The organism is Phreatobacter sp. GW821-FHT04C01, from assembly GCF_059420385.1.
The window spans coordinates 1,441,242-1,464,679 of sequence record NZ_JBWKTP010000001.1 but is presented as its reverse complement, the minus strand read 5'-3'; the positions used below and the strand labels follow the sequence as shown (position 1 = coordinate 1,464,679).

20 protein-coding genes and 1 riboswitch are annotated in these 23,438 nt (G+C 68.8%); of the genes, 15 read left to right on the top strand and 5 right to left on the bottom strand.

From position 1 onward, the window contains the following. Window positions 1-9 precede the first annotated feature (9 nt). Complete coding sequence (locus tag AC07WJ_RS06755) at window positions 10-366, bottom strand: AtuA-related protein (RefSeq protein ID WP_494933739.1); 357 nt, start codon at window positions 364-366, stop codon at window positions 10-12. Next, window positions 363-1,700 (bottom strand): acyclic terpene utilization AtuA family protein, encoded by a 1,338-nt coding sequence (locus AC07WJ_RS06750; protein WP_494933851.1) that lies wholly within the window; start codon window positions 1,698-1,700, stop codon window positions 363-365. Before AC07WJ_RS06750 ends, AC07WJ_RS06755 begins: the two co-directional genes overlap by 4 nt. Before the next feature lie 147 nt (window positions 1,701-1,847). Between AC07WJ_RS06750 and AC07WJ_RS06745 the strand changes: the two genes are divergently transcribed. Next, entirely contained in the window at window positions 1,848-2,756 is a 909-nt protein-coding gene (locus tag AC07WJ_RS06745) for a LysR family transcriptional regulator (protein WP_494933738.1), read from the top strand. Window positions 2,757-2,887: 131 nt separating this feature from the next. Here AC07WJ_RS06745 and AC07WJ_RS06740 read toward each other — a convergent pair whose 3' ends face one another. The 3 genes from AC07WJ_RS06740 to AC07WJ_RS06730 form a co-directional block, all read right to left on the bottom strand. Further along, window positions 2,888-4,153, bottom strand: coding sequence for a D-amino acid dehydrogenase (locus tag AC07WJ_RS06740; protein ID WP_494933737.1), 1,266 nt, complete (start codon window positions 4,151-4,153; stop codon window positions 2,888-2,890). A gap of 133 nt (window positions 4,154-4,286) precedes the next feature. Next, window positions 4,287-4,384, bottom strand: a riboswitch (glycine riboswitch). 51 nt (window positions 4,385-4,435) lie between these two features. Then, window positions 4,436-5,467: an L-idonate 5-dehydrogenase gene (locus tag AC07WJ_RS06735; RefSeq protein ID WP_494933736.1), complete on the bottom strand. Its 1,032-nt coding sequence runs from the start codon at window positions 5,465-5,467 to the stop codon at window positions 4,436-4,438. Window positions 5,468-5,520: 53 nt separating this feature from the next. Beyond that, on the bottom strand, window positions 5,521-6,288 hold the full coding sequence (locus AC07WJ_RS06730) for an SDR family oxidoreductase (RefSeq protein WP_494933735.1): 768 nt from the start codon (window positions 6,286-6,288) through the stop codon (window positions 5,521-5,523). A gap of 327 nt (window positions 6,289-6,615) precedes the next feature. Here AC07WJ_RS06730 and AC07WJ_RS06725 point away from each other — a divergent pair, with 327 nt between their 5' ends. The 14 genes from AC07WJ_RS06725 (at window position 6,616) to AC07WJ_RS06660 (ending at window position 23,382) form a co-directional block, all read left to right on the top strand. Next, entirely contained in the window at window positions 6,616-8,241 is a 1,626-nt protein-coding gene (locus AC07WJ_RS06725) for an ABC transporter substrate-binding protein (protein ID WP_494933734.1), read from the top strand. 2 nt (window positions 8,242-8,243) lie between these two features. Next, window positions 8,244-9,275: an ABC transporter permease gene (locus tag AC07WJ_RS06720; protein ID WP_494933733.1), complete on the top strand. Its 1,032-nt coding sequence runs from the start codon at window positions 8,244-8,246 to the stop codon at window positions 9,273-9,275. After that, window positions 9,272-10,117, top strand: coding sequence for an ABC transporter permease (locus tag AC07WJ_RS06715; RefSeq protein WP_494933732.1), 846 nt, complete (start codon window positions 9,272-9,274; stop codon window positions 10,115-10,117). The genes AC07WJ_RS06720 and AC07WJ_RS06715 overlap by 4 nt, the downstream gene beginning before the upstream one ends. A 56-nt stretch (window positions 10,118-10,173) precedes the next feature. Next, window positions 10,174-11,814 (top strand): dipeptide ABC transporter ATP-binding protein, encoded by a 1,641-nt coding sequence (locus tag AC07WJ_RS06710; RefSeq protein WP_494933850.1) that lies wholly within the window; start codon window positions 10,174-10,176, stop codon window positions 11,812-11,814. 43 nt (window positions 11,815-11,857) lie between these two features. Continuing rightward, window positions 11,858-13,861, top strand: a complete 2,004-nt coding sequence (locus AC07WJ_RS06705; protein ID WP_494933731.1) for a hydantoinase/oxoprolinase family protein — start codon at window positions 11,858-11,860, stop codon at window positions 13,859-13,861. After that, a complete protein-coding gene (locus AC07WJ_RS06700) occupies window positions 13,858-15,465 on the top strand; it encodes a hydantoinase B/oxoprolinase family protein (RefSeq protein WP_494933730.1) in 1,608 nt (535 codons plus the stop codon). Before AC07WJ_RS06705 ends, AC07WJ_RS06700 begins: the two co-directional genes overlap by 4 nt. A gap of 11 nt (window positions 15,466-15,476) precedes the next feature. After that, window positions 15,477-16,958, top strand: coding sequence for a MocR-like pyridoxine biosynthesis transcription factor PdxR (pdxR, locus tag AC07WJ_RS06695; protein ID WP_494933729.1), 1,482 nt, complete (start codon window positions 15,477-15,479; stop codon window positions 16,956-16,958). 275 nt (window positions 16,959-17,233) lie between these two features. Further along, window positions 17,234-18,562: an aminotransferase class III-fold pyridoxal phosphate-dependent enzyme gene (locus tag AC07WJ_RS06690; RefSeq protein WP_494933728.1), complete on the top strand. Its 1,329-nt coding sequence runs from the start codon at window positions 17,234-17,236 to the stop codon at window positions 18,560-18,562. After that, complete coding sequence (locus AC07WJ_RS06685; RefSeq protein ID WP_494933727.1) at window positions 18,562-18,942, top strand: nuclear transport factor 2 family protein; 381 nt, start codon at window positions 18,562-18,564, stop codon at window positions 18,940-18,942. Before AC07WJ_RS06690 ends, AC07WJ_RS06685 begins: the two co-directional genes overlap by 1 nt. Then, the gene (locus AC07WJ_RS06680) at window positions 18,939-19,715 is read left to right on the top strand and encodes an enoyl-CoA hydratase-related protein (RefSeq protein ID WP_494933726.1); all 777 of its coding nucleotides are present in this window, start codon (window positions 18,939-18,941) and stop codon (window positions 19,713-19,715) included. The genes AC07WJ_RS06685 and AC07WJ_RS06680 overlap by 4 nt, the downstream gene beginning before the upstream one ends. A gap of 204 nt (window positions 19,716-19,919) precedes the next feature. Further along, window positions 19,920-20,789, top strand: coding sequence for a fumarate hydratase (locus AC07WJ_RS06675; protein WP_494933725.1), 870 nt, complete (start codon window positions 19,920-19,922; stop codon window positions 20,787-20,789). 7 nt (window positions 20,790-20,796) lie between these two features. Beyond that, complete coding sequence (locus tag AC07WJ_RS06670) at window positions 20,797-21,435, top strand: fumarate hydratase C-terminal domain-containing protein (protein WP_494933724.1); 639 nt, start codon at window positions 20,797-20,799, stop codon at window positions 21,433-21,435. Continuing rightward, window positions 21,432-22,349, top strand: a complete 918-nt coding sequence (locus AC07WJ_RS06665) for a 2-hydroxyacid dehydrogenase (RefSeq protein ID WP_494933723.1) — start codon at window positions 21,432-21,434, stop codon at window positions 22,347-22,349. Before AC07WJ_RS06670 ends, AC07WJ_RS06665 begins: the two co-directional genes overlap by 4 nt. A gap of 16 nt (window positions 22,350-22,365) precedes the next feature. Next, window positions 22,366-23,382, top strand: coding sequence for an amino acid ABC transporter substrate-binding protein (locus AC07WJ_RS06660; protein ID WP_494933722.1), 1,017 nt, complete (start codon window positions 22,366-22,368; stop codon window positions 23,380-23,382). Window positions 23,383-23,438 lie beyond the last annotated feature (56 nt).

Sequence of the window (23,438 nt, the reverse complement as noted above, 5' to 3'; positions counted from 1 at the left end):
CCAGCCGGTTCACGGCGCGCGCTGGAGCGCGCCTGGTGCCTCGTCCGGAAGCTCCATGTCGTCCGGAAGCTCCATGTCGAGCAGCGACGAGGAGAGCGACTTGCCATGGGCGTCGAGCGACAGGGATCGCGTGACGCCGCCGCCAAGGGCGCCGTGAAGCACGAAGTTCAGCGCCTGAAGGCCCGGCAGTTCGTAGCGCTCGACCGGACCGTGGACGATGTCGGAAAAATGGGCCTTGACCCGCGCCGCCGTGACGTGGAGCGCCAGGAACGGATAGTCCGCCTCGTCATGGGCGAAGACCGCGATGTTCGAGATATTGCCCTTGTCGCCGCTGCGGGCATGGGCGAGATCGCGCAATATCCTCATGCCACGTGCCATTCGATCTGGGGCCGCACAATGTCCTCCGGGATCAGGACGGATGCGATGGCGACGACCTCGCGCACCGATTTGCTGACCCCGCCGCCGCCGGCCGGACCATTGGTGTAGAGCGTCTCCACCTCGTTGCCGATGCGTGTCGCGTCAGCCTGCGACGCCACCCGCCCGGCGACGCGCAGCCTGACTTCGCTGTCGTTGCGGCGGCCGCTCGCCGCGCCCCGATGCACCGCGTCGACGCCCATGAGATCGAGGCGCCATTCCTCAGCGGCAAGCCCGGTCAGTTCGAACCGCTGCTCGACGATCGCGCGGGCGAGCGCTGCCCGCTCGAAGGCACCGGCGCCGGCATAGGAAATCTGGCCCTCGCCGATGAAGCCGTCGCGATAGCCGACCGAGACCTTGAGCTGTCCGGTCCGCGCCGTACCGCTACCGCCCCGCACCGCGACGCGGTCGGCACCCACCGCCTCGAGCCGGACACCGGTGAAGTCGGCGACCACGTCGGGCTGGAGATAGCGGGCGGGGTCGTGGACCTCGTAGAGCAATTGCTCCTTGCAGGTGCCGAGCGTCACCTGGCCACCCGAACCCGCGACCTTGGTGATCACGGCATCGCCGTCCTCGGTCACCTCGGCCAGCGGAAAGCCGAGGCGCGCGAGGCCGGCGACGTCCTTGCGGCCGGGATCGGCGAAATAGCCACCGGTGACCTGGCCGGCACATTCCAGGAGATGGCCGACGAGCGTGCCCTTGCCGAGGCGGACCCAGTCGCCGTCCGCCCAGCCGAAACGATGGATCAGCGGCGCCAGGAACATGGCGGGGTCGCTGATGCGCCCGGCGATGACGATGTCGGCGCCGCCGGCAAGCGCCTGCACGATGGGGCCGGCGCCGAGATAGGCATTGGCCGAGATCAGCGTGTTTCCGAGGTCCGCGGTTCGGCCGGCCCGATCGATGAAGGCGAGGTCAGCATGCCTTACCATGTCCGTCACGTCGTCGCCGCTGACCGCCGCGATCTTCAGGCCGGCCAGGCCCAGCTGCCGGGCGACAGCCACGGCTTTGCGCGCCGCGGCCGCCGGATTGGCTGCGCCCATATTGGTGATGATCGTCGTGCCGCGGGCGGCGCATGCCGGCAGCACGGCGCGCAACCGGTCGGCGAGCAGCGGGTCGTAGCCGGCCTCGGGATCGAGGCTGCGCGCCTGCTGGGCGAGCGCGATGGTCCGCTCGGCCAGGCACTCGAAGACCAGAAAGTCGAGATCGCCCTTTTCGGCCAGTTCGACTGCGGGTTCGATCCGGTCGCCGGAATAGCCGGCGCCGGCGCCGATCCGGAGCGTCTTCATCGGGGGCAACATGAAAGTCGTCGGGTTGACACGATAGCGATCACCGGACGCCTGGCGGAGCGGAAGCGCTGCCATTCGAGGCCGGCCCGAACGCTACGGCCGGCCCACCTATTCAACAAAGACAATTTCCGGATAGATTGATCCACAATGCGGATCAATGTCACGCCCCAGCAGCTCAACTGTTTCCTGCGGGTTGCCGAGAACGGCAGCTTCAGCGAGGCCGCGCGCCGCCTTGCCGTGTCCCAGCCGGCGCTGAGCCGGACCATCCGGCTGACCGAGGAGGCGCTCGGCACCCGGCTGTTCGATCGCGACACCCGCAATGTCGCCCTGACCCCGGCCGGGGTGGAGCTGCGGCCGATCGCCGAGCGCCTGCTGGCCGAGTTCGAGGGTGCCTTCGGCGAACTGGCGCTCTATATCGCCGGCCGGCGCGGACGGATCACGGTCGCCGCCCTGCCCTCGATCGCGGCGGTGCTGCTGCCCAGCGCCATCGCCACGCTCAAGGGCTTGCAGGGCGATGTCGAGGTGCTGATCCGCGACGGCCTGTCGGAAAACGTGGTCGACGCCGTGGTCGAAGGCCATGCCGAGATCGGCCTGACGGTTCAGCCCTTGCCCAACGGCAAGCTGCACTACCGGCCGCTGGCCGACGAGGCCTTCGGGCTCGTCTGTCGCCGCGACGACCCGCTCGCCCGCATGCGCCAGCCGCCTTGGAGCGTTTTCGCCGAGCGACCCTTCGTCGCCATGGCGCCGGCGAGCAGCGTCCGCGCCATGACCAATGCGGCCTTCCTGCAGACCGGCCTGGTCGTCGCGCCCCACTATGAATGCAGCTTCCTGGGCACCGCCGGCCACCTCATCGACCGGGGCTTGGGCATCTCGGCCATGCCGCGGCTGGCCTTGCCGCTGATGTCGGTGTCCAGCCTGGTGTTCCGGCCGCTACGCGCGCCGGTGGTCCGCCGCCAGATCGGCATCATCACGCGCGCCGGACGGTCGCTGCCGCCGGCCGCCCGGATCTTCCTCGACTGCATCGAGGCCGCGGCCAAGGACATCGTCGCGACATAGGGCGCCGGGCGCATCGCGCAGCCGCCGTGATCGGTGCGCCGGCGCCGGATGCTCGGCCACCGACCACCGGCCCGTTCCGAAACCCAGGAGGCACTTTTGCGCGCGCCTCCTGGCCTCTGCCCCCGGGGGCGTCAGGCCGCGTTGCTGCGCGAGACGGCGAGCGCGCCGATCGCGTCGGCGGTCGCCGCCGACAAGGTCCAGCCGAGATGACCATGGCCGGTATTGTAGAGCACGCGCGGGTTCCGCCCGCGCATGACCCGCGGCAGCATGTCCGGCATCATCGGCCTGAGCCCGGCCCAGGGCACCACCTGGCGGGTGTTGATGCCCGGGAAATGGGCGCGGCACCAGGCGATCAGCGGATCGATGCGTTCGGCCCGGATATCCTTGTTGGCGCCGTTGAATTCGGCGGTCCCGGCGACCCGGAAGCGGGTCGCGCCCAGCCGGCTGGTGACGATCTTGGCCTTGTCGTCGAGCAGGCTGGTCCAGGGCGCCGCGTCCTGGTCCGCCTTGTCGGGCAGGTTCACGGTGATCGAATAGCCCTTGACCGGATAGACATTGACCCGGTCGCCGACCTGCCGGCCGAGATCGCGCGACATCACGCCGCCGCAGACGACCACCTGGTCGAAGCGGTCGATCCTGACCGGCGCCCTGGTCTCGTCCGTCGAAGGTTCGACCGAGCGGCTGCTGATCCTCACCGCGACATCGGTCGCGGCGACATGGGTCACCTCGGTCGCCAGCCGCATGGTGACGCCGAGCCGCTCGCAGGCGCGCGCCAGGCCATTGGTGAACTTGTGAATGTCGCCGGTGAAATCGGATGGCGTGTAGAAGCCGCCGTGGAAGGTGCCCTTGAGCGCCGGTTCGATCGACCGGATTTCCTCCGGCGTCACCGCGCGCCGTTCGAGGCCGCCTTTGGCCAGCAGTTTCGAGACCCGTGCGGCGGCCTCGAAATCGGCTTTGCTGTGATAGAAATGCAGGATGCCGCGGGTCTCGCAGTCGAAATCGATGCCCTCTTCCGCGGCCATGCGGGTGAGATGGGCCCGGGCCTCGACGGCAAGGCGGGCCGTCGTGACGGTATTTTCCTCATATTTCGGGATCGCCGCGACGAATTCGGCCATCCAGGACAGCTTGTGCCAGGACGGCGTCGGGTTCACCAGCAACGGTGCGCCGGGCGTGAACATCCATTTCAGGCCCTTGAGCACGGTCGCCCAGCTGTTCCAGACCTCGGCATTGGAGGCCGAGAGCTGGCCGCCATTGGCGAACGAGGTCTCCATCGCGGCATAGGGATGCCGGTCGAACACGGTCACGCGGCAGCCGCGCTTGGCCAGGTTATAGGCGGTGGTGATGCCGGTAATGCCCGCGCCGATCACGGCGACATGCGGCTCTTGGACTGACGACATAGGCGCTCCTTCCCGCGCATCGCGGGTTCGAACGCCCCCTCTGTCATTGGCCTGAGAGCATCATTGGCGCTCACGGACTGAGCGGCAACTTACACCGTCGGCGGGAGCATGAGGCTCCACTTTTCAGAGTCCAAAATCGAACGCGGTCTTTTTGCCTGAGAGTTTCCGGGGCGGTTGCTCCGTCGGCGCCCTCCTGTCGCGTGACAGGAGGATCTCTTCCGCGTTGACCTGCTCATCCGCCTTCCCGCGCGGCCTGTCAAGCCAGGACTGGGAAGGCGGTCATCAGAAGCTGAGCTGGACCTTCATCGATCGGCTGCGATCGCCCGCCGCCTCGAAAGCCGTCACCGCCTCGTCCAATCCGTAGACGCCGGACAAGAGCGGCTTCACGTCCACCTTGCGCCGGTTGATCAGGTCGACCGCCAGGCCGAACTCCTCGTGAAACCGGAACGTGCCGCGCATCTCGATTTCCTTGGCCACCACCAGGTTCTGCGGGATCGCGACGTCGCCGCCGAGGCCGAGCTGGACCAGCACCCCCCGGGGCTTCAGCACCTCGAGCCCCGAGCGCACCGCCCGCTCATTGCCCGACGCCTCGAATTGCACGTCGAAATAGCCCTTGTTGGCGGAATAGGCGTCGAGCTCCGCGCCCTGGTTCGCCACATTGATGGTCCGGTCGGCGCCGACCCGGCGCGCCGTCGCGAGAACCGCGTCCATCACATCGGTCGCGACGATCTCGACCGCGCCATGGGCGCGCGCGGCAATGACCGCCAGGGCGCCGATCGGCCCCGAACCGGTCACCAGCACGCGCTTGCCGAGCAGCGATCCCGCCCGGTTGACCGCATGCAAGGTCACCGCGAAGGGCTCGGCGAAAGCCGCCTCGTTGGCCGATACGCCGTCGGCGACCTTGTGGCATTGCCAGGCTTCCGCCGCCAGCCGCTGGCGAAAGGCGCCCTGGATATGCGGCATCGGCATGGCGCTGCCGTAGAAGCGCATGTTCAGGCAGTGGTTCTGCTGGCCCCTCAGGCAATAGTCGCAGGCATTGCAGGGCCGGCTCGGCGAGACCGCCACCCGGTCGCCGATCGCCAGGCCCGAGACACCCTCGCCCAGCGCCTTGATGGTTCCCGCGACCTCATGGCCGAGGATCATCGGCTCGCGCACCCGGACCGTGCCGAAGCCGCCATGATGGTAGTAGTGCAGGTCGGAGCCGCAGATGCCGCCGGCCTCGATCGCCACCTCGACCTGGCCCGGCCCGGCAACCTCGGACGGCCGCTCCTCGACCCGGAGATCATGTGCGGCATGAATGACCACGGCTTTCATCATTTCACTCCCGGGCGAAGGGCACGACTGAAGGACATGGCGGCGGCGCGGCCCTAGAGGCAGGTCGTGATGCCGCCATCGACGTAAAGCGTATGGCCGTTGACGAAGGACGAGCCCTTGCCGGCGAGAAAGACGGCCGCGGCGATCAGTTCGTCGACATTGCCCCAGCGCGCCGCGGGCGTCCGCTTTTCGAGCCAGGCCGAGAATTCCGGATTGTCGACCAGCGCCTGGTTCAGCGGGGTCTTGAAATAGCCGGGCGCGATGGCATTGACCTGGAGGCCATGTCTGGCCCAGTCGGCGCACATGCCGCGCGTCAGGTTCTTCACCGCGCCCTTGGTCGCCGTGTAGGGCGCGATGCCGGGCCGCGCCAGCTCGCTCTGCACCGACGCGATATTGATGATCTTGCCGCTGCCGCGCGCGATCATGTGCCGGGCGACCGCCTGGCCGACATAGAACACGCTCGAAATATTGGTGCTGAGCAATTGCTCCCAGCGTTCGGCCGGAAAGTCCTCGAGCGGCGCGCGGAACTGCATGCCGGCATTGTTGACGAGAATGTCGATGGGGCCGGCGTCGTGCTCGATCGCAGCGACGCCCTGCCTGACCGCTTCGGCCACCGTCACGTCGAAACCGGCGATCGAGACGCGATGGCCGGCCGTCGCGAGGCTCGCCGCCGCGGCCTCCAGCTTGCCGCCGTCGCGGCCGTTGAGCACGACCTCCGCGCCGTGCTCGGCAAGGCCCCGCGCGATCGCCAGCCCGATCCCCTGGGAAGAGCCGGTGACCAGCGCCCGCTTGCCGCTCAGGTCGAACAGTTCGAATGCCATGATGTCCCCCTTGTGGCGCGCGCCCTCGGCTCACCGCCCGAGCATAGTCTCGATCACCCGCCGCCCGATACGCGGGACGTGCGCGGAATCGAGATGAAAGAGCTGCGCGCCGGTCATGCGCTCCGCGCGAATTCGGCCGTCCGAGGCCGCTCGCGATCGCGGCCCGCCGCGGCCTCCGCCTGGGGCCCTGTCCGGCCGGTTGATCTGGCTCAGGTCTTTGGGCCGATTCTGGACCTTCCGTTGCGGCCTCCGAGTGCGGTCGGATGGGCCAGAACAACGACACCACGGCACCCAAGGCCGTGGGCGATGATCCAGGGGTATCCGACCATGAAACTGACGCGTCGACAGGGGCTCAAGACCGTTCTCGGGGCCGCCATGGGAGGCGCTTTGGGCGCCACCGCCGTGCCGGGCGCAGCCGAGGCGCAATCGCGCGCCGAGACCCTGCGCCACGTCATGGCCGGCACCATCAACACGCTCGATGCCACCGCGCCCGGCGGCACGCGCGAGGTCTTCGGCCTGGCGATGAACATCTACGACCGGCTGGCCTCGTTCGGCCGCAAGCAGGTCGATGGCGTCTGGACCTTCGACTTCGACAATATCCGCGGCGAGCTGGCCGAGCGGATCGACCGCTCGGCCGATGGCCGCACGCTGACCTTCCATCTGCGCCAGGGCGCCACCTGGCACGACGGCTCACCGGTCACCGCCGAAGACGTGAAATGGTCGCTCGACCGGGCCGTTTCGGCGAAATCGCTGAGCGCGGCGCAGATCGCCAGCGGCTCGCTGACCAAGCCGGACCAGTTCCGCATCGCCGGCGAACGCACCGTCGAAGTGCTGCTCGACAAGCCGGACCGTCTGGCCCTGGCCAATCTCTGCATTCCCTTGTCGCCGATGATGAACAGTCAGCTGGTCAAGAAGAACGCGACCGCCGACGACGTCTGGGCGCAGGCCTGGCTCAAGGACAACACCGCGGCAGGGGGTGCCTATACCGTCGAATCGCACCGTCCCGGGCAACAGACGACGCTGAAGCGCAACGAGGCCTGGAAGGGCGGCGCCGACGGCAAGCTGCCATTCTTCCGCCGCCTGATCGTCCAGACCGTCCCGGAGCCGGCGACCCGGGCGAACCTGATCGAGCGCGGCGATGCCGACCTCGCCATCGACTTGCAGGCGAGCGACGTGGCCGGCCTGCAGGAGCGCGGCAAGGTCAAGCTCGTCTCGATCCCGCAGACCAACGGCTTCAACGCTATCATCTTCAACACCAGCACGGCGCCCTTCGACAACGTCAAGGTGCGGCAGGCGGTCGCCGCCGCCCTGCCTTATGACGACATGTTCAAGGCGGCCCTGTTCGCCCGCGGACGCCAGCTGTTCGGTGCGAGCTGGACCGAAGCGCCCGACGCCAGCTTTCCCCAGGCGCTGCCGCTGCGCACCGACCTTGCCCGCGCCAAGGCCTTGATGGCCGAGGCCGGCATGGCCGGTGGCTTCGCGACGTCCTTCTCCTTCGGGGCGGGCGCGGCCGCGGTTGCCGAACCGATGGCGGCGCTGATCAAGGAGGCGCTGGCCAAGATCGGCATCGAGGTGACCATCCAGAAGCTGCCGGACGCCCAGTTCACCACCATGCAGGTCGAGCGGCGCCTGCCGTTCTTTGCCGAATCCGGCACGGCCTGGCTGCCCGCCACCGACTATTTCTTCCGCACCTATTTCAGCGGCCGGCATCGCTGGAATTTCAGCAGCTTCAAGAACACCGAGCTCGACGACCTCGTCCAGGCCGCCCGCTTCGAGACCGACCCTGGCAAATATGCCAGCGCCTGCAAGCGCATGATCACCATCCTCGGCCAAGACGCGCCGAGCCTGATGTTGTGGCAGCCCAATCAGGATGCCGTCATGGCGCCCGGCATCGACGGTTTCACCTATTGGTTCCACCGCCAGGTCGACTATCGCGACCTCAGGCGCGCCTGAGCATGGCAGCCTTTCGAAGCATCGGGCGGCGCGTGGCGCGGAGGCTGTTCGCCTCCCTGCCGGCGCTGCTCGGCGTTGTCGTGCTCACCTTCCTCCTGATGCGGGTGCTGCCCGGCGATCCCGCGACCTTCTTCGCCTCCGGGCCGAATGCCGGCCAGCAGGAGATCGACGACCTCAGGCGCGCCATGGGCCTCGACCGGCCGATCCCCGAGCAGCTGCTGCGCTATCTCGGCGACGTCGCCACCGGCAATCTCGGCCGCTCGCTGACAACAGGCCAGCCGGTGGTCAGCGATCTCGCTCATCGCCTGCCGGCCTCGCTCGAACTCAGCCTCTGCGCGCTGATCATCGCGCTCGGCCTGGCCATTCCGCTCGGCACGGCGGCGGCGCTCCGGCCGGGTTCGCTCGTCGACCACGCCGTGCGCTTCGTCTGCACGCTCGGGGTCTGCGTGCCGACCTTCGTCTCGGGCCTGCTGCTGATCTATCTGTTCTACGTCGTGCTCGGCATCGCGCCGGACCCGACCGGCCGGCTCGACATCTTTGCCGCCGCCGCCCCCGACATCACCGGCTTCATGCTGGTCGATTTCCTGCTCACCGGCGATCTCGCCGGCTGGCGCGCCGCCGCCGCCCAGCTCGTATTGCCGGCGCTCACCATGGCGCTGTTCGTGCTGGCGCCGCTCGCCCGCATGACCCGCGCCTCGCTGCTGGCCGTGCTCGGCAGCGATTTCATCCGCACGGCCCGTTCCATCGGCATGTCCAGGCGCCGGGTGATCGTCGCCTATGCCCTGCGCAACGCGCTGCTGCCGGTGTTGACCATTATCGGCATCGTCTTCTCCACCATGCTCGGCGCCAATGTGCTGGTCGAGAAGGTGTTTTCCTGGCCCGGCATCGGCTCCTACGCGCTCGATGCCCTGCTCGCCTCCGACTATGCGCCGGTCCAGGGTTTCGTCCTGCTGGTGGCCGCCATCTTCGTCGCCGTCAACTTGCTGATCGACATTCTCTACGGCGTCGCCGATCCCCGGGTTTCAGTCGCATGAACGCCACCCTTCGCCATACCGGATGGGTGTTGCGCACCAACCCGGTCACCGCGGTTGCCGCCTTCGGCACCACGCTGATGCTGATCGTGGCCGTTTTCTCGCCCTGGCTCATGCCCCATGATCCCCTGGCCTCGAACGTGCCGAACGCCCTGCAGCCGCCGTCGGCGGCGCATTGGGCCGGCACCGACCAGCTCGGCCGCGACATCTTTTCGCGGCTGATCGCGGCGGCACGCCTCGACTTCGCCATTGCGGCTTCCGCGGTCAGCCTGTCCTTCCTGGTCGGCGCGGTGATCGGCAGTTTCTGCGGCTATCGCGGCGGCTGGCTCGACCGGGCGGTCGGCCGCGCGGTCGACGTGCTGATGGCTTTTCCGCTGTTCGTCCTGGCCATGGCGCTGGTGGCGGCGCTCGGCAACCGGGTCGAGAACATCATCATCGCCACCGCCGTGATCAACCTGCCCTTCTATATCCGTTTCGCCCGCGCCGAGGTGAACAGCCGGCGCGGCGCCGGATGGGTCGAGGCGGCGCGCGCCGGCGGCGACAGCCATCTCTCCGTCGTGCTGCGCTTCCTGTTGCCGAACATCCTGCCGGCGATGGCGGTGCAGATCTCGCTCAATCTCGGCTGGGCCATCCTGAATGCCGCCGGCCTCTCCTTCCTCGGCCTCGGCGTCCAGGCGCCGACCCCGGAATGGGGCATCATGGTGGCCGAGGGCGCCCGCTTCATCGGCACCGGCCAGTGGTGGCTCGTCACCTTCCCGGGCCTGGCGCTGATGCTGGCCGTGCTGTGCTTCAATCTCCTGGGCGACGGCCTGCGCGACATCCTCGATCCGAGGATGCGCACATGACCCATGCGGACATGACCCAAGCGCACACGACCGATGCGGACACGACCAGCCGGCACATGACCGAGCCGCTTCTGCAGATCGACGATCTGCACGTCTCCTTCGCCACCCGGCGCGGCCTGGTCGAGGCGGTGCGCGGCACCTCGCTCAGCGTCGCGCCCGGTGGCACATTGGCTGTCGTCGGCGAGAGCGGTTCGGGCAAGTCGGTCACCGCCTTCGCGGTCACCCGGCTGCTGGAATCCTCGGCGCGCGTGCCGCGCGGGCGCATCCGGTTCCGCGGCCAGGATATCACCCGGGCCAGCGCCGCCGAGATGAAGGCGCTGCGCGGCGCCGCCATATCCATGGTGTTCCAGAGCCCGCGCGCCGCGCTCAACCCGATCCGCGGCATCGGCCGGCAGGTGATGGATGCGATCGACGCGCATCAGGCTCTGTCCGGCCGGGACCTCAGGGCCCGGGCGCTCGAGCTCCTCCAGGCCGTGCTCATCCGCGACCCGGACAAGCGCTTCGACGCCTATCCCGACGAGCTCTCCGGCGGCATGTGCCAGCGCGTGATGATCGCCATGGCGATCGCCTCGAACCCGGCTCTGCTGATCGCCGACGAACCGACCACCGGCCTCGACGTCACGACCCAGAAGGCGGTGATGGACCTGCTGGCGCGGCTGACCGCCGAGCGCAACATGGCGATGATCCTGATCACCCATGATCTCGGCCTGGCCGCCCGCTATTGCGCCGAGGTGGCGGTGATGCAGCATGGCCAGGTGGTCGAGCAGGCCCCCGCCGCCAGCCTGTTCCGCGCGCCCCGCCATCCCTATACGAAGCGGCTTGTCGCCGCCTCCCCGACCTTGCGCTCGACCATTGCCGACCTGGTCGGCGCGGCCCCGTCAATGCCCCGCCCGCCGCGGCAGCGGCCACACGGCGCGCCGCCGCTGCTCGACGTCCAGAACCTGGTGAAGCGTTATGGCGGCGCCACCGCCGTCGACGGCGTGTCGTTCAGTCTCGAGCCCGGCCAGAGCCTCGGCCTCGTCGGCGAATCCGGTTCGGGCAAGAGCACGGTCTCGCGGCTGATCTGCCGGCTGATCGACCATGATGGCGGCAGCATCCGGTTCGACGGCGAAGACATCGGCGCGCTGCCGTCGCGCGATTTCCATGCTTCGCCCTTGCGACGCGACATCCAGATCGTGTTCCAGGACCCGCATGACAGCCTCAACCCGCGTTTCAGCGCCTTCGATTGCATCGCCCATCCTGTGAAGCGGCTGCTCGGCCTCGGCGGCGACGAGCTGCGCCGGCGGGTCGAGGACAGCGCCGAGCGCTGCGGCCTGGCGGCCGACCTTCTGACGCGCTTTCCGCACCAGTTGTCGGGCGGCCAGAAGGCTCGCGTCGGCATTGCCCGCGCCATCGCGGTCAAGCCGCGCCTGCTGGTGCTCGACGAGCCGACCGCGGCGCTCGACGTGTCGGTCCAGGCCGTCGTCCTGAAACTGCTCGATGACCTGCGCCGCGAGGAAGACCTGGCTTTTCTGTTTGTCAGCCATGACCTCAACGTCGTGCGCATGATGTGCGATCATATCATCGTGCTGCGCCAGGGCCGGATCGTCGAACAGGGCGTCAGCCGCGAGCTGTTCGTGCGCCCCAAGGCCGCCTATACCCGCGAGCTCCTGGCCGCCATTCCCCATTTCGAACCCGAGGCGGCGCTGGCCTGCTGACATCTGGCCGCGCACCCGGCACTGGATCGAGGAGACGACTGACTTGCAGCACAGGATCTGGGATATCGGCACCGATATCGGCGGCACCTTCACCGATATCATCGCCGTGCGCACAGACACCAACGAGACGCGCATCGCCAAGGTGCCCTCGCGCCCGGACGCGCCGGTGCGCGCCATGATCGAGGCACTCGCCGCCGTCCGGCTGGCGCCCGACGATGTCAGGCGCTTCGTCCACGGCACCACCCGTGTCACCAATGCCCTGGTCGAGGAACGGCTGCCGCGGATCGCGCTGGTCGCCACCGCCGGTTTCGAGGACGTGCTGGAGATCGGTCGCTATCGCCGCCAGGAACTCTATCGCCTGGACATCCGCCCGAAGGCGCCGCCGCTGGTGCCGCCGGAGCTCTGCTTTGGCCTGAACGAGCGCCTGGATCACACAGGCGCCGTGCTGCAGCCACTGGAGGAGGCCGAGATCGAGCGGCTCGTGGCCTGGCTGCGCGAAAAGGACGTGCAGAGCGTCGCCATCAGCCTCATCCATTCCTATGCCAATCCAGCGCACGAGAAGATGCTCGCCGAACGGCTGACCGGCGTGGTGCCGCATGTCTGCGTGTCGCACGAGATCAACCCGGAAGCGCGCGAATATGAGCGGGCCTCCTCCACCGCCTTCAATGCCGCGGCCATGCCGATCGCAGTCGCCTATCTGACCGAGCTCGAAGAGAAGCTGCCGATCGGCGCGGGGCTGCAGGTGTTCCATTCGGCCGGCGCCATGGTGCCGGTGCCGGCGGTCAAGCGCCGGCCTCTGGTCATGGCGATGTCCGGACCGGCCGCCGGCGTCTCCGCCTCCGCGCGCATCGCCCGCGAGCTCGACCGGCCACGCGTGCTGACCTTCGACATGGGCGGCACCACCACCGATGTCTGCCTGATCGTCGACGGCGTCGCCGAAATGGCCGATACCCGCATGATCGGCGGCCGGCCCCTGCGCCAACCCATGCTGGCGGTCCATTCGATCGGCGCGGGCGGCGGATCGATCGTCCGCCTCGGCCCCGGCGGACTGACGGTCGGCCCGCAGAGCGCCGGCTCCGAGCCGGGCCCGGCCTGTTATGGCCGCGGCGGCCGCGAGGCGACCATCACCGACGCCAATGCCGTGCTCGGCTATCTCGACCCCGACGTGCGGCTCGGCGACACCATCGATCTCGATATCGAGGCGGCCCGCCGGGCCATCGCGCCGATCGCCGAAAAGCTCGGCCTCGGCCTCACCGCCACCGCGCTCGGCATCGTCAGCGTCGCCAATGCGACCATGGCGCGCGCCTTGCGCCGGGTCACCGTCGAACGCGGCGTCGATGGCCGCGGCTGCACGCTGCTCGCCTTCGGCGGCGGTGGACCGATGCATGCCACCGGCCTCGCCGACATGTATGGCCTCGGCGAAATCATCGTGCCGGCCGCGTCCAGCGCCTTCTCGGCGCTCGGCTGCCTTACCGCCGATTTCAGCTTCCTGCAGCAGCGCACCGTCCGTTTGCCGCTCGCCGGCCTGTCGGCGGCCACCTTCGCCGATCGCATCGGCGAGCTGACGCGCGAGGCCACCGCGCCGCTGATCGCCAATGGCATCGCCGCCGACAGCATCGCCGTCGAGCACGTCGCGCTGATGCGTTATGCCGCGCAGAGCGACGCCATGCCGGTGCCCTTCGCCATGCCGCTCGATGCCGCCGTCCTGGAGGCTGACTTCCATCGCCGCCATCGCGAGCTGTTCGGTTATGCCACGGCCGAAGCCTGCGTCATCGAATCCTTGAGGGTGCAGGCGCGCAAGGCCTCGTCGACACCGGTCGCGCGGCCCGATGTCGGGCGCCCGCCGCGCCCGGAGCGGGCGCGCGACTGCATCTTCCCCGGAGGCCAAGTGGTCGCCACGCCCATCCTGTCCCGGGAATCGCTTTCCGCAACCGTCCAGGGACCGGCCATCATCGAGGATGCCTGGTCCACCGTCGTCGTCTCGCCCGGCTGGCAGGCGCGGCCCGACGACGCGGGCAATCTCTTCCTGACCAGGAGCGCGGCATGAGCAAGCTCGATCCCTTCGTTGTCGAGGTCATCCGCCACGGCCTCTCCGCGGCGGCTGAAGAAATGAGCCTGGTGATGACCCGCTCGGCGCGCTCGCCGCTCTTGCGCGAGGCCGGTGACCTGTCATCCGCGATCACCGATGCCGAAGGCGGGCTGGTCGGCCAGGGCCGCGACATCCCGATCCATCTCGGCGCCATGGCCTATACCGTACGCGAATTGCTGAAGGTCTGCCCGGCAGAGGACATGCGCGAGGGCGACGCGCTGATCTATAATGTCGGCGCGCTCGGCGGCAATCACCTGAACGATGTCAAGGTGGCGCGGCCGGTCTTCGTCGCCGGCAAGCTCGTCGCCTTCGCGCTGAGCCTCGCCCACTGGCCCGACGTCGGCGGCACCTGGCCGGGCAGCTATCTGGCCCAGGCGGTGGACACCTTCCAGGAGGCGATCCGGATCCCGCCCATGCCGATCGCCAGCAGCAAGGGCCTGAACAAGCCGGTGCTCGATTTCATCCTCGCCAATGTGCGCGACCCGGTCTCCTGCGAGGGCGATCTGCTGGCCCAGCTTTCGGCGACGCAGGCCGCCGAGCGGCGCATTCATGAACTCTGCGAGCAACATGGCACGCAGACCTTCCTCGACAGCCTGGCGCGGCTGCACGACCTCTCCGAGGCCGAGATGCGCGCCGCCCTCGCCGACCTGCCCGACGGCACCTATGAAGGCGAGGACTTCCTCGACGATGGCGGCCCGGACGGCGCGCCGGCGCGCATTCACGTGCGCATCGAGATCAAGGGCGACGAGGCGCTGTTCGACCTCTCCGGCAGCAGCGACCGGGTCGCCAATTTCTGCAACACCACGCCTTTCATCGCGCGCTCGGCCGTCGCTTATGCCGCCCGCATCATGAGCGGCCGCGACATGCAGCAGAATGCCGGAGCGCTCAGGCCCCTGACCATCGTCACCCGCCCGGGTTCGATCCTGGAGCCCGGCTGGAACGCGGCGGTCGCCGCCGGCAATCACGAGACCTCGATGCGGGTGGTCGACGCCATCTTCCGGGCCATGGAACATGTCATCCCCGAACGCCTCTCGGCCGGCGGCCCGACCACCTCGGGCCTGCTCGCCTTTGCCGAGCCGCGGCCTGACCAGTCCTGGCGCATGCTCTACGAGGTTCACGGCGGCGGCGAAGGCGCCCGCCACGACCGCGACGGCGTGCCGGCGACGCGTGTCCATCTCGCCAATACCTCGAACACGCCGGCCGAGGTGATCGAGGCCAATTACGCCATCCGGATCGAGCGCCAGGCGATCCGCCGCGACGCCGGCGGCGCCGGCCGGTTCAAGGGCGGCGACGGCGTCATCCGCAGCTATCGGGTGCTTGCCCCGACCATGTGGCTGACCACCTGCGTCGAACGGACCCGGATCCCGCCTTATGGGCTCAAGGGGGGCGATGCCGGCAAGCCTTTCACGATCACGCTGGAGCGCGACGGCACGGCGACGCCGCTGTCGGGCAAGGCGAACCTGCTGCTGAGCCAGAACGACCTCGTCACGCTGGAAAGCTGTGGCGGCGGCGGCTATGGCCTTGCCGGCGAGGACGCTCGAGGAGCTTCCCGCCGGCAATGACGGGGCGGAACATGGCGAAGGATGGATCGAGCGGCCGGCGCATGTCCATGGCCGGCATGCATCTCGATCGCCAGTCCGACATGCCGCTGTACCAGCAGGTGGCGGCGCATCTGCGCAACCAGATCCTCGACGGCCGCATGCCCGCCGGCACGCGGTTGCTCGGGTCGCGCAAGCTGTCGGCCGAACTCGGCTGCTCGCGCGCCATCGTGCTGACCGCCTTCGACCTGCTTTATGCCGAAGGCTATCTGCAGTCGGTGCCGCGCGGCGGCGTCGAGGTGGCGGCCATTGCCCGTCCCTCCGGCGCCTCGCCCGCGCCGCCGGAAGCGGCCGCGAGCGGCGCCTGGTTCTCCGAGCGCTGGCAATCCCTGCTGGCGACCGAATATGAATTCGAGCTCGGCTCGCCGTTCAGCACCGGCACCCCCGACATCGCCGAATTTCCCTTCGACGTCTGGTCGCGCCTGCTCCGGCAAACCTGGCAGAACCCGCTGCGCTCGGCCTGTATCGACATGTCGCCGCTCGGCTGGCAGCCGCTGCGCGAGGCGACCGCGGAATTCTTAGGATCCGTGCGCGGCCTGCTGTGCCGCCCGGAAGAGGTCGCGATCACCCAGGCCAGTTCCGGCGCGCTCGATCTCTGCTGCCGCATGCTGCTCGATCCCGGCGACGAGGTCTGGGTCGAGGAGCCCGGCTTCATCGAGGCCCGCTGGAGCCTGAAGGCCGCCGGCGCGAAGCTGGTGCCGGTGCCGGTCGACGACAAGGGCCTGTGCGTCGCCGAGGGCATCCGCCGCGCGCCCAATGCCAAGCTCGCGGTGGTCACGCCCTCGCACCAGTTTCCGCTCGGCGTCGCGATGAAGCTGGAGCGGCGCCAGGAACTGTTGGAATGGGCCAACCGCCGTGGCAGCTGGGTCATCGAAGACGACTACAATTCCGAGTTCCGCCACCGCGACAGCATGACCGCCTCGCTCAAGTCACTCGATCGTACCGGCCGCGTCATCTATCTCGGCACCTTCTCGAAAGTCATGCTGCCGAGCCTCCGGATCGGCTATCTCGTCGCCAGCCCGCGCTTCATCGAGGCTTTCGGCCGCGGCCGGGCGCGCATCGATGTCCACACCGCCGGGACCGCGCAGCCGGCGCTCGCTGAATTCCTCCGCCACGGCCACCTGCTGCGCTACCTCCGGCGCATGCGCAAGGTCTATGCGGAACGCCAGCAGGCCGTCCTCGACGCCTTGCAGGCGCTCATGCCCGACGAGCTGGCCGTGCCGCCGACGCCCGCCGGCCTGCATCTGACCGCGCTGTTCCAGCCGAGCCTCGCGGCCCGCATCACCGACCGCCAGGCCTCGCGGCTGAGCCGCCAGGCCGGCGGCTTCATCCAGCCGTTGTCGCAATGCTATCTCGGCGAACCCGACCGGCAGGGACTGCTGATCGGTTATGGCCGCCTGCCTGCCGACGAGGCCCACCCGCGCCTCGCCGCCGTGGCCGCGCTGCTGCGCGCCTGAGAGAGCGTGCGGGAACACGGTCCAGCGAGGTCCCGCGCCGTCCTGGCCGGGCTTGTCCCGGCCATCCACGTCTTGCTTCGGTCCAAGGCATGCGTGGGTTCCCAGGCCAGGCCAGGAGATCACGAGCGGCGACCAACCGCCCGGATGGGGTTCTCGAGCGATCCTCGAGCGCACGGCATGTCCGCCGCTCTGGCTCATCGGTCTCGTCGATATCTGGCGCTGTCGGAACCAGATCGGCCCGCCTAGTTTTCGGCCATGGCGAAGAGGGAACAGTGATGAGCAGATTGCTGCGGACGGGGCTGAACGCCGGCACGGAAGCACCGCGCGTCGTCGGCGGCTCCGGTGTCCACTTCGTGCTCGACGACGGCCGCCGGGTACTCGACGGCAGCAATACCGGCGGGCCGCTCGGCCACGGCCATCCGCGCATGGCCGAGGCGCTGCGCAAGGCGGCCGACCTGCCCATGGTCAGCGAGGGCTGGAGCTGGAGCGGCCGCGACAAGGCGGCCGAAGATCTGTTCGAGATAGGCCTGGCGGGCGAAGAGAGCTGGGCCGGCGCCGTGCGCTTCTGCATCAGCGGCAGCGAGGCCAATGACATCACCCTGTCGCTGGCGCAGGCGCTGACCGGCCGCAAGGCGATCGCCACGCGCGAACGGGCCTATCACGGCCTGGTCGGCCTCGCCCGCGACGTCACCGTGCAACCGCATTGGCACGGCGGGCTGGCCGCTCCCGCCGGGGGCACGCGGCTGCCGCCGGCCGGCGCGCCCGTTCATGTCCTGCCGGCGCCCGACGGCACGCTCTATCGCAGCCGCGCCGAGGCCGCGGCTTCGCCGCGGAAACCGCTGGACCAGCGTCTCGCCGGCGCTCCGGCCATGCTGCGCTCATCGGCGGCCGTGATCATCGACTACACCCAGGGCGGCTTCTATCACGACGGCGCCTATCAGGACGCTGTCGCGGCCATCGCCCGACGCGAGGGCGCGTTCTGGATCGCCGACGAAGTGGTCACCGGCATGGGCCGCTCGGGCCGCGCCTTCGCCTTCCAGGGCGGCACCAGCCGGCCCGACATGGTGACGCTGGGCAAGGGCCTGGGCGGCGGCATGATGGCGGTGGCGGCCATCGTCATCTCCAAGGATCTCGCCGCCGAGCTGGACGGCAAGAGCTGGCAGAACTACGGCACCCTGCGCGGCCATCCCATGACCATGGCGGCGGTCAGCGCCTATCTCGCCATCCTGCGCGACGAGGCCCTGCTGCAGCGGGTGCATGCGCTGGAAGGCTTCTATGCCCGGCGGCTCGCGGAAATCGCCAGCCGTCATCCGAGCGTCTCGCGCGTCGCCGGACAAGGCCTGCACTGGACGCTGGAGCTGCATGGCCCGGACTGGCGCAACTGGCTGGCCGACACGCCGGAGGCGCCGCTCGCCTCGCGCATCGCCGGACTGGCGCTCGACAAGGGCGCGGTGATCGGCACCAGCGGCGAGCAGACCTCGCTGTTCCTGGCGCCGCCTTTGATCATTTCCGAAGCCGATTCCGAACGGCTGCTCGCCATTCTCGACGAGAGCCTGGAGCTCGCCGACCGCGAGCACAACGTCATGATGCAGGGAGTTCAGTGATGGATGATCAGAAGGCGGTCCTCGCCACGGTGCAGGGCTATTTCGACGCTCTCTATGACGGCAGCGTCGAAGGTTTCCGCGCGGTGTTTCATCCGCAGGCCCAGCTGTTCTCGTCCGAGGGCGGCAACGAAGCGGCCCTCGATATGGACAGCTACATGACCCGCGTGGCCAATCGCGCCGCGCCGGCGTCGCGCCAGGACCCCCGCCACGACCAGGTGGTGAGCGTCACCATCGCCAGCCCGACCACCGCCCATGTGCGGGTCCGCGACGCGCTGCTGCCCAACCGCTTCGTCGACGAATTGCTGCTGGTGAAATTCGCCGGCGGCTGGAAGATCGTCTCCAAGGCCTGGGCCTATGACACGGCGGCCAAGCCGGCATGATCCGCACGACCGTCGAGGCCGACGCCATCTGGGTCATCACCATGGACCGGCCGCCGGCCAATGCCATCGACCAGGAGATGAGTGACGGCCTCGACGCCGCCTTCACCCGCTTCGAGACCGATCCGGCCCTCAGGGTCTGTATCGTGACCGGGGCAGGCGACCGCTTCTTCTCGGCCGGCTGGGACCTCAAGGAGGTGGCCGCCGGCCGCGACGACGAGAGCGGCTTCGGCAGCGGCGGCTATATGGGCCTGACCGAGCGCTGGAGCCTGGCCAAGCCGGTGATCGCCGCGGTCAACGGCACGGCGGCCGGCGGCGGCTTCGAACTGGCGCTGGCCTGCGATCTCGTGGTTGCCACCGAAGCCTCCCGTTTCGTTCTGCCGGAGGTGCGTCACGGCATGGTCGCGGAAGGCGGCGGCGCGATCCGCCTGCCGCGCTGCCTGCCGCCCATGCTGGCCATGGAGCTGCTGCTCACCGGCCGCCCGGCGGACGCAGCCGAACTGCACCGGCACGGCCTGGTCAACCGGATCGCGCCGCGGCCGGAACTGATGCATACCGCGTGTGATCTCGCCCGCCAGATCGCCGCCGCGGCTCCGACATCGGTGGCCGCGACCAAGGAGATCGTCCGGCGCACCGGCCATCTCTCCGAACGCGACGCCTATGCCGTCATGCGCGGCGGCACCCTGCCGGCCTATGCCCGCATGAGGTCCTCGCCCAACCGTGTCGAAGGCCCGAAAGCCTTCACCGAAAAACGACGGCCGCGCTGGACCCCGTGAGAGGCGGTGGCGGGGCGAGGTCGGCGCGGGCAACCCGTCACCGGCCCGATGCTGTCCTCACGGCTCCGATCCTCCTTTTAATTCGTTAGGTGAGACTATTGACCTTTAGGGGGTGCGCTCGTAGCTTCGCCCGGGCATGGCGACGGGCCCGCCAGGATGGAATGGCCGCCCGCCGCCACGCCTGGGAGCTCCGAGAGACGACCGATGGCCATCACCTACGCGCTCGTGAAGTCGGTCGCCGCGCAGCTCTACGAGGCGGCACTGAAAAAGGTGCCGGAAGACACCAAGGACGCGCTCCGCCACGCCTACGAGAGCGAAACGAAGGAGGTCTCGAAAAAGACCCTGGCCTTCATGCTGCGCAGCGCCATCGCTTCGGAAGAGCGCGACCACCTGGTCTGTTCGGATGCCGGCATTCCCGTCTATTTCGTCAAGATCGGCACCCATGCCCCGCTCGGTTTCGACATCCGGCAGGCGATATCCGACGGTTTCGATCACCTGGTCGAGACGATCAAGCCGCCGATCCTGAAACACGTCACCAATCCCCTGACGCTGGAGCGCGGCTACAAGGGCAAGGAGATGCCGGTCACCACTTTCGACGTGATCGCCGGCGCCGACTACATCGACATCATGTGCCAGCCCAAGGCGCTCGGTTCGGGGCGCTGGGCGGCGCTGGAAATCTTCAGCTTCCCGTCGCTCGAGACGATCGAGACCTATGTCATGCAATGCGTGATGAAGGCCGGCTCGCAGCATTGCCCGCCGGTCGTGCTCGGCGTCGGCATCGGCGGCACTTTCGACTACGCCGCCAAACTCGCCAAGGAGGCGACGCTGCGCCCGCTCGGTTCGGTCAATCCCGAACCGATCCTCAGGGACATGGAGGAGCGGCTGACCAAGGCGGTCAACGCCACCGGCTTCGGCCCGATGGGCACCGGCGGCGACACCACCGCGCTCGGCGTCCATGTCGGTTATGCCGCGAGCCACGGCTTCGTCCCGGTCGCGGTCTGCTTCAACTGCTGGATCAACCGGCGCATGGGCGCGCGCATCGGCGCCGACGGCTCCGTCACCCTCCACGAATAGGCGCGTCATGGGCGAGACCCACACCCTGACCTTTCCGGTCCAGGAAGCCGATATCCGCAAGCTCGCGCTCGGCGACATGGTCTATCTCGACGGCGAGATCGTCATGACCGCCGGCCTGCCGACCCATCAGCGCATCATGCAATGCCTGGAGACCGGCGAGGCCCTGCCGACCGACCTTGGCCATGCCGGCTTCTTCCATCTCGGCAGCTACAACACGGAGGCCGACGGCGCCTTCGACGTGCTCTATCTCAACCCGACCACCAGCACGCGCTTCAACCCCTATATGCCGACCCTGATCCGCGCCTTCGGCCTGCGTGCCGTCGGCGGCAAGGGCGGGCTCGACCGGGCCTGCGCCGAAGCGATGAAGGAGGTCGGCTGCGTCTATCTCTCCTTCCTCGGTGGCGGCTGCACCCTGCTCTCCGAAGCCATCCGCGAGGTGGTCTCGGTCAGCTGGAACGACATGATCTCCCATTACCGCATCGTCAAATTGCGGGTCGAGCAGCTCGGGCCGCTGACGGTTGCGATCGATGCCCATGGCAACAGCCTCTACGACACATTGCAGGACGAAGCCGAGAAGGCGATGCCCGCGATCCTCGACGGCCTGCGCGTCGCCCGCGCGGCCGCAGCCGGCGGAGACAAACCTTGACCGATGCTTCCGACACCGTCCTGGTGATCGCCACCGTTCCCCGGGATCTCCGGGACGCGCTTTCGGCGCAATACCACCTGCGGGATCACGCGCGCGGCTCCGATGGCGCCTGGCCGCCGCTGCCGGGCGTGAGCGTCGCGCTGACCACCAGCATGGCCGGCGCCGATGCCGCGCTGATGGACGCCCTGCCCGATCTGAAGCTGATCGCCTGCCAGGGCGTCGGCCTCGACAAGATCGACCTGGAGGCTGCGCAAGCACGCGGCATCACGGTCGCCAACACGCCTGACGTGCTGACCGAGGACACCGCGGATTTCGCCATCGCGCTGATCTACGCGGTGTCGCGCAACATCGTCCGCGCCGACCAGTTCATGCGGGCCGGACGCTGGGCGACCGAGCGGCCGGTGCCGTCGCGGCGCGTCGCGGGCAAGGTCTGCGGCATTGTCGGGCTTGGCCGCATCGGCGAGGTCGTGGCGCAGCGGGCGGCCGGCGTCGGGCTCTCGGTGCGCTATTCCGGCCCGCGCCGGAAGCCGGGACTGCCTTATCCCTTTGTCGACGACGTGGTGGAGCTGGCACGCCAATCCGATTTCCTGGTCCTGACCTGTCCCGGCGGCGCAGCGACGCAGAACCTGGTCGATGCCGCCGTCTTCGAGGCGCTTGGCCCGGACGGCATCCTGATCAACATCTCGCGCGGCTCGGTGGTCGACGAGGCCGCCCTGATCGCGGCGCTGGCATCGGGCGGCATCGCCGGGGCCGGGCTCGACGTCTTCGCGGTCGAGCCGCAATTCGACCAGGCCTTGCTTGCCTTCGACAACGTGGTGCTCCAGCCGCACTACGCCAGCATCACGTTCGAGACCCGCAAGGCCATCATCGGATTGCTGCAGGCCGCCATCGCGGAGTCGTTCAACACGAAATAACGCCAGGGGAACGCCCATGACCTTCATCGTGAAGGCTCTCGCCTTGATGCTCGTGGCCCTGCTGCCGGCCACCGCCGCCGCAGCCGCTACGCTCGACGACACCAGGGCGCGCGGCGTGGTCAATTGTGGCGTCAGCCCCGGGGTGCCGGGCTTCTCCCTGCCCGACAGCCAGGGCCGTTGGAGCGGTCTCGACGTCGACATCTGCCGGGCCGTCGCCGCCGCCCTGTTCAACGACGCGGGCAAGGTCGTGTTCACCGCGCTGAACCCGAAGGACCGCTTCGTCGCACTCACGTCGCGGCAGATCGACATCCTGGCGCGCCAGACCACCTGGACCTTGTCGCGCGAGACCACCGTCGGCCTCGATTTCGCGGCGATCAACTATTACGATGGCCAGGGCCTGATGGTGCGGCGGACGCTCGGCGTCGCATCCGCCCGCGAGCTCGGCGGCGCGACCATCTGCGTCCAGGCCGGCAGCACCAGCGAGCTCAATCTCGCCGACTATTTTCGCAGCAACGCCATGCGCTACGAGCCGGTCGCCTTCAACAGCGGCGACGAGGCGATCAAGGCGCTCGAAGCCGGCCGCTGCGATGTCTTCACCACCGATGCCTCGGCCCTGCATGCCTATCGCCTGAAACTCGCCGAGCCCGCCGCCTTCGTCGTGCTGCCCGAGATCATTTCCAAGGAGCCGCTGGGTCCGGCCGTGCGCAAGGGCGACCAGCAATGGTCCGACCTGGTGAAATGGGTGCATTTCGCCATGGTCACCGCCGAAGAGCTCGGCATCACCTCGGACAATGTCGAGGACATGCTGAAATCTGCCAATCCGGAAATCCGCCGCTTCCTTGGCGTCGACGGCAATCTCGGCGAAGGGCTTGGCGTCGGCAAGGACTGGGCCTTCCGGATCGTCAGGCAGGTCGGCAATTACGCCGAGGCCTATGAGCGTAACCTCGGCTCCCGATCGTTGCTGGCCATCCCGCGCGGGCAGAACAATCTCTGGAGCCGCGGCGGCCTGCAATACGCCCCGCCCATGCGCTGACGCCGGGGCATCGGGACGCCGGGATTTCGCGGGCGCCCCTTTGCCTCAAAGGCACG